The sequence below is a fragment of the Lentimicrobium sp. S6 genome (genome assembly GCF_013166635.1).
Lineage (GTDB): Bacteria > Bacteroidota > Bacteroidia > Bacteroidales > UBA12170 > UBA12170.
On sequence record NZ_JABKBZ010000106.1, the window covers coordinates 1 to 12,180 of the forward strand.

Consider the following 12,180-nt stretch of genomic DNA (forward strand, 5'->3'; position numbering starts at 1 on the left):
GACATTTTAAGTTCGAACTTTTTTGGCCGCTTAAAGAGTTTTTAAAATAAAAAATGCCCTGAAGAATGACTAATAATATAGATTTTAATGCTTTGATTATTTGGTGATTTGAAGGAGATGAAACCTATAAATTGAAGAGTTCAAAACGCTTGGTAACAAAGGCTCATACATAATGTGGGTTTTGTAGTAGAATAGAATATATAAACATAAAATAAACATCGGAGTAGGCAGATAGATAATGGCTTTGAAAACCACACTATGCATAGCCTAGGACGTTACCTGCAATTAAACAAAGACGATAAAACATGACAAAATTTGACCCAATAGAAAGAATAGGTGTTCACCAAGTAGCATTAACATTTCTTCAGAAATTTGGATGGATAGAGAGAGAACAACCAATATCTGACTTTGGGATTGATATGCATGTTGAAATAGTTCAAGATAAAATTCCAACAGGTCAAATATTTGCATTGCAAATTAAAAGTGGGATGAGTTATTTTAAGGAAGAATCGAATGAATCATTTATCTATAGGGGGAAGAAAAAACATCTTGATTATTGGCTCAGTCAATCGTTACCAGTTTTGATAGTTTTATATAATCCAGAAACAAAGAATAGTTTTTGGGAGTTTGTAAATTCTTCAAAAGTAGAAAACCTAGATAAAGGATGGAAAATTAAGATTCCAAAATCAAACATACTAGAAGAATCAATTGATGATATTAAAAAGTTTTATTCAAACCCTAATCATTATACAACTATAAATGTTTCTGATACATCGCATAATGGAGCACGTCGTATTTCGGCAAAAGTTTTAGTAGAATCGACTCAGGCAAAAAGTAGGTATTCAATGAAAAACATGATACCTAGCATTATTGATAAATTTAGGCACAGTGATTATTATAGAAGTGAATCAACAAAAGAAACACATGGCGATAAATTAGCAGATATTGTATTTCTGTTTTTCTATGATGGAGTTCAACAAGTTGATAGAGGCTTGACTTTTTGTAGAGCAATTTGGAATAATGAAAATTGTAAATTTCCTTTAAATCCATTTACACCTGATGAATCTATAAATGACATTGATATCATTTGGGATAAAGATTATTCATATTTAGCTGATTTTATTCCTGATAATGAATTGCCAAAAGGATTTTATCTTGACACTGCTGATAAAGTATATCATAAAAGCAAGCAATTATTTAATAGTATGAAGTCCGCAGTAGGATTGTATGATAATAATGGAAAGTATAATAAATTTGTGGATACAATATTATTTCTAGAATCAGAACTTGAGGATTTAAATAATAATAAATTAAATGAAGGATTTGCGCCATTAGAGTGTCAAGAGCTTGATTCGTTGATTTCTAGTATTGTTGTTTTCTTGCATAATATATTGATTGTGGTAAAGGATAAAAGTAGAGAAGAAAACAATGTAATATATCTGGTACGAGATTATTTAAATGAAGTCAATCAGAAATTACCTTTTTATGATTATGAAAGAAAAAAAGTAAAATAAAAGCAGGTAACAATGTGTATAATTCATAAGGGTTTCAGAAGTTTTCGAGCGTTATCACCCGCATCAATTTTAGGTGGTAAATTGATAAGTTTGAAGCCCGCAATCCCTTACGAAATCATACACTAAACGTTATAGCCAATGCTAAAATATCGTACCTTTATGAAATTAGTGAAAAGATAACATGAAAAAATTAACTGCAAAAGAAGAAAATCCAGGTTCAAAAACAGGGATACAAAAAAAAGCGGATACGCTCAGTTTTCCGATTGTTGGTATTGGAGCATCGGCAGGTGGATTAGAGGCATTGGAACAGTTTTTTGGAAATGTGCCGAAAAATTGTGGAATAGGTTTCGTGGTTATTCAACATCTCGACCCAAACCATGTGGGCATAATGCCCGAACTTTTGCAGCGGACAACCGATATGAAAGTGGCTCAGGTAATTGACCATTTGCAGGTGAAAGCAAATCATGTGTATGTTATTCCGCCAAACAAAAGTATGTCGGTTTTAAATGGCTATTTGCATTTGTTTGAGCCGGTTGAATCGCGTGGCTTACGGCTGCCGATTGATTATTTTTTCCGCTCATTAGCCGAAGACCAACAGGATAAAAGCGTGGGTGTTATTCTATCAGGTATGGGATCAGACGGAAGCTTGGGACTAAAAGCCATAAAAGAGAAAAATGGAATTGTGCTGGTGCAAGACCCTTTAACTGCAAAATTTGACGGCATGCCGCAAAGCGCGATTAATGCTGTAGTTGTTGATATTCTGGCAGCAGCAAATGAACTTCCTGCAAAATTGGTTGAATTGCTTAAATACACTCCGGCGATTGTGCAGAAAACCGATATTGATGATGAAAGCAAAAGTAATCTCGAAAAAATCATTATTTTACTCAGAACACAAAGCGGGCACGATTTTTCGCTGTATAAAAGAAACACCTTGTATCGGCGTATCGAACGGCGAATGAGCGTGCATCTAATTGAAAAAATTGCCAATTATGTAAGGTTTTTACAGAAAAATCCAATAGAGTTGGATATTCTTTTTAAAGAATTACTGATTGGTGTAACCAGTTTTTTCCGTGATGCCCTTGTTTGGGAAAAACTAAAAGAGAAAGTATTACCCGATTTGTTTAACGAACTGCCCAACGGACATGTTTTACGTGCCTGGGTTACAGCCTGTTCAACCGGCGAAGAAGCATATTCATTAGCAATTATTTTTAAAGAAGCCGTAGATAGAATAAAGCATGAGAAAAGCTTTACACTTCAAATATTTGCTACCGATATTGATAGCGATGCTATTGAGAAAGCCCGCAAAGGATTTTTTAGTCAAAATATTGTTGCCGATGTTGAGCCCGAAAGGATTAGCCAGTTTTTCACAAAAGAAGAAGACGGTTTTCGTGTAAATACTGCCATACGCGAAATGGTGGTTTTTGCACCACAAAATGTGATTAAAGACCCGCCATTCACAAAACTCGACCTTATGCTGTGCCGCAATTTATTGATATACATGGAAGCCGACTTGCAAAAGAAACTGATGAATTTGTTTCATTACAGCATGAATGCAGAGGGTATAATGATACTTGGCAGCGCCGAAAACGAAAATTCTCAAAACAATCTGTTTTTACCAATTGATGCAAAATTGAAAATCTATAAACGTTCTGCAAGCCCGGTAAATACTGAATTGTTAGATTTCCCAAGTTCATTTGCGCATACAAAAAGACAAGTTGCAAAAGAAATAAACCCTGTTAAAATTACCGAAAACATACAAACCCTTGCCGACCAGATTTTACTTCAACAATTTTCTCCGGCAAGTGTGCTGATAAATTCCGAAGGCGACATTTTATACATCACCGGCAAAACCGGTAAATATTTAGAACCTGCCGCCGGTAAAGCAAACTGGAATATTTATGCCATGGCGCGCGAAGGATTAAACCACGAACTACTGGGCGCAATACGTAAAGCAAAGCAAGGTGCTGAGCAGGTAAAATTGCACAATATTAAAGTGGGGATAAACGGCGGCACTCAAGTGGTGGATGTTACACTACAATTAATTGATAAGCCCGAAGCCATTAAAGGAACAATTATGATTGTTTTTTATGATTTAGCAAAAACTTCAGGAACAAGCAATAGAAAAACGAAGAAAGGAACTCAAAATTCAGGCGTTCGTGAGCAAGAAATAGAACTTGATTTGCAACGTGCCAATGAAGAACTGCAAAGCACACGCGAAGAAATGCAAACCACGCAGGAAGAGTTAAAATCGACCAATGAAGAAATGCAGTCCACCAACGAAGAACTTCAATCGACCAACGAAGAGTTAACCACATCGAAGGAGGAAATGCAAAGCCTGAACGAAGAACTTCAAACGGTAAATATTGAGTTGCAAAGCAAAATCACTGATTTACAGTTTGCAAATAACGACATGAAAAATTTGCTTAACAGCACCGATATTGCAACCCTGTTTCTCGACAAAGAATTAAACATACGCCGCTTTACCGACCAATTAACAAAGCTGATTAAACTGCGACAAAGTGATATTGGCAGACCATTTACCGATATGGTTACCAATTTGCAATATTCCGAAATGGCAGACCACGCAAATGAAGTTTTACGAACGCTTGTGTTTAAAGAAATAACTGTTGCAACAGATGATCAAAAATGGATTACCGTTCGCATAATGCCATACCGCACTTTCGATGATCACATCGACGGGCTGGTGATAACATTTATTGACAGCACAGAACTTAAACTTGCAGTGAATAAAAGCGAAGAGAATTACAAAGTTCCATTGGAGAATCTTCAGGTTGGCGTGGTGGTTCATAATAATGATGGCAGTGTAGTATTCAGTAATCCTGAAGCGACCCGCATACTTGGATTGGCTGTTAATCAGATGCTTGGGAAAGAGCTTACAGATCCGTTCTGGAATTTTGTAAATGAAGACCTATCAATTATGAAAGTTGAAGATTATCCTGTAAGCAGAGTAATTACAACAAAACAAAAACTCAACTCCTATCAACTGGGGGTAAAAACAAAAGACAGAGATTATATCACTTGGGTAATTGCTAGTGCCATTCCCGTTTTTTCTGATAATAAACTTGATAAAATTATTGTAAATTTTGTTGATATTACCGAGCGTATGCAGGCGGATGAAAAGTTGCGTGAGAGTGAAAAACTTATGCGCAAAATAGCCGACAACTATCCGAATTCCTACCTATCAATCATTGAAAAAGATTTTACAGTTGGCTTTACATCCGGACAAGAATTCACTAAACAGAACCTTGATCCCGAGCAATTTGTCGGCTTGTCTCTGGAACAGGTTTTCGGTGACCAAACAGACTTCGTTCGAGGACATTATGAAAAGACCTTTGAGGGTGAGGAACGATCATTTAATCTGTTTATCAATGATCAATATCAGCATTTCCGTACTGTGCCATTAAATTCACCTGATGGTTCCATCCTACGCATTCTTGCAGTAGCCGAAAACATCACCGAGCGCAAGGCAGCAGATAAACTTCAAAAAAGCGAGTTGATGCTCCGAACGCTCTTCAACAGTACCACAGATACGATACTTGTTATGGGAATAGAAGAAGATGGAAACACGACAAACTTTAAGCTTGTTAATGATGCTGCCTGTAAAAATCTGGGTTATACGCGGGAGGAACTCATGCAATTGTCGCCCAATGAAATTGATGTTGTTGGCACCGCTGGACAAGTGCCTTCTTTTGGTGAGAAATTGTTACGTGATAAGCATTTGCTGTTCGAATCGGTGCATATCGCCAAAGACGGCCGAACCTTTCCGGTGGAGATATCCCTCAACTTATTTCAACTGGATGGAGAATCAGTTAATTTAGCCATTGTCAGGGACATCACCGAGCGCCTGTCTGCCAAACAGGCAGGCAAGCAGTCCGGGGAAAGCAATTATGAGGAGGAAAAATCATGAGCAACAAGCAAAAAAAATCAGCACAGACACCCGCCGATGCTGCCATACTTCGCCAAAAGGCAGAAGAGCAATTAAAATTGCGTTCAGACAAGGCGCGCCTTGTTTCTACAACAGAAGCCGACAAGCTGAAGCTGGTTCACGAATTAGAAGTGCATCAGATAGAACTCGAAATGCAAAACGAAGAACTTCTAATTGCAAAAGAAAGTGCTGAAATTGCAAAAGAGAAATATACCGAATTGTATGATTTTGCACCTTCGGGATATCTTTCACTTACAAAAGAAGGAAATATTGCGGAGCTTAATTTTGCAGCAGCCCGAATGTTTGGCAAGGAACGTTCTAAACTGATAAACAGCCGGTTTGCAATTTTTTTATCTGTAAATACACGTCCTGTTTTTAATCAGTTTTTTCAAAGAATTTTTACCGCTAAAGAAAAGCAAAGCTGCGAAGTAATCATTGAAGCCAAAGACAACTTGCCAATTTATGTAACCATTGACGGCATTGTTAGCCAGAATAGTGAATTGTGTTTGTTGACTTTGAATGACATAACAGAAAGTAAAATTGCTAAAAATGCGTTAGTTAAAGCCAAAGAAAAAGCCGAAGAAAGCAAAGAAAATTTTAGGTCTTTATCAGAAAATAGCTTGGATTATATTATGCGTTATGACAAAGATTTTCGGCATATTTATATGAATAAAAATGCTATTGAAGCATCGGGAGGTACAGCGGAACAAATTATTGGGAAAACCCATAGTGAAGCAGGACTTTACGATATAGCGCAATGTGAAATGTGGGAACAAAAGATTGAATGCGTTTTTAAAACAAAACAACCATATTTTGAGCAATTTAGTTGGGAAAGCGTTAATGGTAATATTTATCTTGACTGGCGACTTTTCCCTGAATTTAATGATAAAGGTGAAGTAGTTTCCGTTCTTGGAGTTTCCCGTGATATTACCTATTTAAAAAATGCAGAAATAGAACTAATTTCAGCCAAAGAAATAGCCGAAGAAAGCGACCGCCTTAAATCTGCTTTTCTTGCCAATATGAGCCATGAAATAAGAACCCCTATGAATGGCATCCTTGGGTTTGCCGATTTACTAAAAAACCCCAAGATTACAGGCGATGAGCAACAAACTTATATAAGTATTATTGAAAAGAGCGGTGCAAGGATGCTGAATATTATCAACGATATTGTTGATATTTCAAAAATAGAAGCAGGGCTGATGAAACTCGATATAAAGGAGACAAATGTTAACGAGCAAATCGAGTACATTTACACTTTCTTTAAGCCGGAAGCAGAAACAAAAGGGATAAAGCTCACTTTTAAAAACCCCTTGCCGGCAAAGGAAGCAGCCATTAAAACCGACCGTGAAAAATTGTATGCCATTCTTACTAACCTGGTGAAAAACGCCATAAAATACACCAATGAAGGAACCATTGAATTTGGTTATAAGTTAAAAAAGAACAATGCGGCCACTGAGCTGGAGTTTTGTGTCAAAGACACCGGGATTGGAATTCCACAAAATCGGCAGGAAGCAATATTTGAGCGTTTTATACAGGCCGATATTGAAGATAAACAGGCACATCAGGGAGCAGGGCTGGGATTGGGTATCAGCAAAGCTTATGTGGAAATGCTTGGCGGAAAAATCTGGGTTGAAAGCCAGGCAAACAACCTGCCTGCCGCTAAGGCAGGAGGCTCAACGTTTTATTTCACCCTGCCTTACAATACTGAACCAACAAAAGAATCCAATGGCCACCAAGCTGTGGTTTCAGAGAAAAACGAAACGGTAAGAAAACTTAAAATACTGATTGCTGAAGATGATGAAGTATCGGAAATATTACTGGATGCAACAATCAAAATGTTTGGCAAAGAAATTTTAAAAACAAAAACTGGTGTTGAAGCCGTTGAAATATGCCGCAAAAATCCTGACATTGACTTGATATTGATGGATGTTCGTATGCCCGAAATGAGTGGATACCAGGCCACAATGCAAATCCGTGAGTTTAACAAAGAGATTATCATTATTGCACAAACAGCTTATGGACTAACGGGCGACAGGGAAAAAGCAATAGAGTCGGGCTGCAACGACTATATTGCAAAACCGATTAAAACAACAGAATTGCAGGCGATGATACAAAAGTATTTCGCTAAATGATTATTAAATTGACAGGATTTTAAATGACAGAAAATAAAGCACATGGCTATAACACGCGGTCATAAAACATTGCGCGGATAGTGCTATATTTGAACGAAATAACATTTAATCAACGGCTTAGCGGGCTGATAAGTTTGTGTTTCAAAATGCGCAACGTTTCATACCGCCATCCGTTAGTTCTCATTAAATACAAGAAATTATCATTCGCATGAAACAAATCTTTATTCTTTCAATTCTTATCAACTTATTTTTTTTTCAAAGCTATTCCCAAACGGACAAAAATGAAATAAATGATAATCTATACTATTCAGCACTTGCATTAGCCTTAGATAGTAGTGCTAATTATTATCAGAATATAAATTCTAACAAAGATTTGTATAATGTAATAGTTGAATATAATCAATTAATGACAGTAGATCTTCCTACTACAATCAGAGAGTTTAGCATTAGATACCTGAATTATAATGAACTAAAAATAGAATATGATAATAGGAAAAAATCATTTCCAATAATTAGAATTCATCCTATCGTGAATGAAAAGGGTATTCTTAAAATTGCCTTTACCGACTATTGGATTTCATTTGAAAAAGATATCATAAATTACGGATTAGAAGGAGGTTGTATTATAGAATTCACTTTTAACTGTGAAAGTGGATTGTTTGAAAATTCGGGAGTTGATTTTTGGGGGATATAAAGAATAACGAGAACTAACAACGGCTCATAAAAAATACGGTTTCCGCATTAAATTCAACAGTATCAGTACTTGTAAGCCCCGCCAAGACATTCATCTTGACTAGTTAGAATAAATTGTTAAATTGCAGTCAAAACAAATGCTTGGCTCATGAGTAAACTGGAACATTTTAGTAATCAATGCCGTACTTTTCATAGCCAAACGTTACCAAACATATTAAAAAAAACTCCGAATTCAATAACTCAAGTAGTTCTATTCTTTTTGTTAAGCATAAAATTTTAGAGTCTTTTTTCACGATATAATAGGTTCGTAATAGATAAAAATTACAAGACAGAATAATTATCTACAAATTGAGCTTGTAGAATAAACTAAGCATACTATCTAAATAGTTTTATAATAAAAAATAAAGTAACGTTCTTTATATAAAAGAGTCATATTATTTATAGATGCATCAATAATTAAATATTAATATAAAAAATAAATGAAAAAAACTATAATGAAAACAACATTAACCATTTTGACATTATTTATAATTTTAAATTCTACATTTTCGCAAAAAAAAGCTGAAACAAATTCTGATCTTCCAATTATTAAAGGTTCATATCTTGGTCAAAAACCACCTGGGTTAATTCCTGAAATATTTGCACTAGGAATATTACCAAATCCTGGAAAATTTGCTTTAGGTATTAACTTCTTGCAAGAAGGAACAGAATTATATTATTCGCAATGGGAGCGTCCATTTCCCCAAATTAGGTTTAGGAAAATTGTAAATGGGACATGGACACAAGACACAATAGCATCTTTCTCAGGAGAATTTATGGATTGGGATTTAACAGCCGCCCCTGATGGCAAACGACTCTACTTTAGTTCAAAAAGACCATTGGAAAAAGATGGAGAACCAAAAAAAGATGCAGATATCTGGTATGTTGAAAGAATTGAAGGTTTGTGGAGTGAACCTAAAAATTTAGGATTATCTGTAAATTCTGACAGCAATGAAGTTCATCCGACAATTGCTAAAAATGGTAATATATACTTTTTTGGAAAACACGGACCAAACATTTCTGTTACCAAAAACGAAAATAGCAATTACTTAGAACCCGAAAAACTTGGAGATGAGATCAATTCAGATTCTACCGATCTTGATCCAATTGTTGCTCCTGATGAAAGTTATCTGATTTTTCATTCAAGGAGATCTGGTGGGGAAGGTGAGAATGATCTTTATATTAGCTTTAAAGATATTGAGTCCAATTCATGGACTAAAGCAGTAAATATGGGGAAGCTTATTAATACTGAGAACTCAGACTACTGTGCCCGAATATCACTTGACGGAAAGTATTTATTTTTCTCCAGAAGAAATCCAGTGACAGAAAGTAGTGATTTTTACTGGGTTGATGCTAAGGTTATAGAAAATCTAAAACCTAAAGAACTTAAGAAATAGATAAAATACGTTTGGTAACACGCATTCAAATTCAATGCGGGGTTTTGTAGTTCACTGACTAAGTTTTATCTTAGTAAAGTTGTTTAACGGTGTATAATGAAACGCGGCAGACACCCGCACAAAATTTACCAGCAGACGGTTATGGCACATTTTTGTAAAAAAATTTAAACTTTCAAAACAGATGAAGAAAGAAATTAAATATTCGGTAATTTTTATCGTGATTGTACTCACTGTTAGTTGGAGTATCACTTTGTTACTTTTTTCAAAACCGGAAACAGTGCAATTATTTCCTTTGGTTATGTTAATTCCTGCAATTGTGGGCACTACTATAAATTCGATACGCTATAAGTCGTTCAAATTAGTTTTTAGACCTATAACTACTAGAATAAATCTTAAATCAATTCTATTCTCACTTATTTACCCATTATTATTTATTGGACTTGTGGCTATCGTAGTTTCTTTAACAGGTATCGGTAAATTTAATTCAGACAAATTATCGGAATTAAGTAATTTCCCTTCAATTGAGATGATAATAATTGGATTTCTCTTAATGTTTGGTGAAGAATATGGCTGGAGAGGTTTTTTATTGAAAGAATTAGCTACAGCTAAAGGGAAAATATATAGTGCAATAGTTGTAGGTATTGTTTGGGCATTATGGCATGGACCAGCTGTATTTGGATTAGCTAATCATACAAATATGGAAAATCCACTTTTATTTTCAGCTATACAGATGGGTGCAGTCTTTGTTTTTTCACTACCATTTGCATATTCGTATTTTTTAACAAACAATATATTACCTCCTATGATATTTCATTTTGTCTGGAACTTTTATAACCCAATAATACTTGGTAATATCTATCAGAATGAGCCAGGAATTATAGAGGGAAATATGATTTATATTAATGGTGAGGGACTGGCAGGGATAATTTTTGGCTTAATTTTTATAATATGGTATATCAACAAATTTAAAAAGAACTTAATTAAGAATGTTATTTGTTAAATATTATCAGAAATACAACGTGCCATAACAGCTGTTACCAAACATATAAAACTAAAAAAAGATGAAAAAATTTGGAAGAATTATTTTATTGACTTCGATTGTGATACTTCTAATTGCATGCAATTCTCAAAAAAATAGATCAAAAGACTCTGATTTTCCAATTTTAAGTGGACCCTATCTTGGACAGAAACCTCCAGGGATGCAAGCTGAAATTTTTGCTCCAAATATTATTTCTACTCCATTTGAAGAATCAGGTTGTAGCTTTACTCCAGACGGAAAAGAAGTATATTTTAGAATAATGGGACCACCACGTGGCGGTATTTACTTTATGAAAGAAGTTGATGGAAAATGGCAAGAACCTCAAATAGCAGCATTTATGGGCAATTATGATGGAAAATGTAATTTATCACCCGATGGTAATAAAATGGTTTACAGTTGTGGAATGCCTCTTAGTGGAAAAGGGAAATCAATTGGTCATTGGGAAATCTGGGTTGTGGAAAGAAACGAGAATGATTGGGGAGAACCTGTAAACCTTGGCTCTCCTGTAAATTCAAATAAATTTTCAACAATATCGCCAACAATTGCTAATTCGGGTAATATTTATTTTTATGCAACTACAAAACCAGGTAGTTTTGGAAAAGGAGATATTTGGATGACAGAATTTAAAGATAATAAATATCAAGAACCAGTAAATTTGGGAGCTCCAGTAAATACAGAATTCTGGGAAAATGATCCATTTATCGCACCTGATGAAAGCTATTTAATCTTTCAATCAGATAGAGAAGACGAACATGAACCTGGCGATCTTTTTATTAGTTTCAAAAATAAAGATGGAAAATGGATCAAACCAATAAATATGGGTGAAAATGTAAATGCTTCATATACTGGTGAAGGCTGCCCAATGGTTAGTCCTGATGGCAAATATTTATTCTTTTCATCTATGAGAATTACTTATAAGAAATATATAGACGAACCAATAAGTTACAGAGATAAAATGCAAATATTAGATAATCCAGGAAATGAGAGTGAAGATATATTTTGGATAGATGCTAAAATAATTGAAAACTTGAAACCTATGGAATTGAAATAATACGTTTGGTAACATTGGGTCATAAAGCATGCGGGTTTTCGTGGTTTTCTGACAATTTTAGTTATCTTTAACTTTCGGTTTCGGGGGACACTGAAACACGGCGGAACTCCCGCACAGCTTCATACCCAAGGATCGTTACCAAGCATTTAAATTCAAAGGACAAAGCATTTGGTAGGGAAAAAAGTTCTTTCTTTAATTAAGGAAACGAAAACGAATTCGGGCATTTTTAGCCAATAAGAATGAATGAGTTGAAAGATGAAGTTGCTCGGTTCCAGACGCGGGCCTTTTAAGTCCTGCCTATCTTGATTTTTAAAAAAGGCAAAGCGTGTGAATAACAAAACGACTTTGACTTGGTTTCAGTCGTGGGAA

General features: G+C 35.2%; 7 protein-coding genes. All 7 read left to right on the forward strand.

Features of this window, described 5'->3' with window-relative positions:
- Positions 1-305 precede the first annotated feature (305 nt).
- The 7 genes from HNS40_RS20545 (at position 306) to HNS40_RS20575 (ending at position 11,811) form a co-directional block, all read left to right on the forward strand.
- On the forward strand, positions 306-1,514 hold the full coding sequence (locus HNS40_RS20545; protein ID WP_172284489.1) for a DUF4365 domain-containing protein: 1,209 nt from the start codon (positions 306-308) through the stop codon (positions 1,512-1,514).
- Between the two features lie 181 nt (positions 1,515-1,695).
- The gene (locus HNS40_RS20550) at positions 1,696-5,442 is read left to right on the forward strand and encodes a chemotaxis protein CheB (RefSeq protein WP_172284492.1); all 3,747 of its coding nucleotides are present in this window, start codon (positions 1,696-1,698) and stop codon (positions 5,440-5,442) included.
- Positions 5,439-7,592 (forward strand): PAS domain-containing hybrid sensor histidine kinase/response regulator, encoded by a 2,154-nt coding sequence (locus HNS40_RS20555; RefSeq protein ID WP_172284494.1) that lies wholly within the window; start codon positions 5,439-5,441, stop codon positions 7,590-7,592. Before HNS40_RS20550 ends, HNS40_RS20555 begins: the two co-directional genes overlap by 4 nt.
- A 208-nt stretch (positions 7,593-7,800) precedes the next feature.
- A complete protein-coding gene (locus HNS40_RS20560; RefSeq protein ID WP_172284496.1) occupies positions 7,801-8,286 on the forward strand; it encodes a hypothetical protein in 486 nt (161 codons plus the stop codon).
- A gap of 478 nt (positions 8,287-8,764) precedes the next feature.
- Positions 8,765-9,721: a PD40 domain-containing protein gene (locus HNS40_RS20565; RefSeq protein WP_172284498.1), complete on the forward strand. Its 957-nt coding sequence runs from the start codon at positions 8,765-8,767 to the stop codon at positions 9,719-9,721.
- Positions 9,722-9,902: 181 nt separating this feature from the next.
- Positions 9,903-10,721: a CPBP family intramembrane glutamic endopeptidase gene (locus tag HNS40_RS20570; protein WP_172284500.1), complete on the forward strand. Its 819-nt coding sequence runs from the start codon at positions 9,903-9,905 to the stop codon at positions 10,719-10,721.
- 61 nt (positions 10,722-10,782) lie between these two features.
- Entirely contained in the window at positions 10,783-11,811 is a 1,029-nt protein-coding gene (locus HNS40_RS20575; protein WP_172284502.1) for a PD40 domain-containing protein, read from the forward strand.
- Positions 11,812-12,180: the final 369 nt, after the last annotated feature.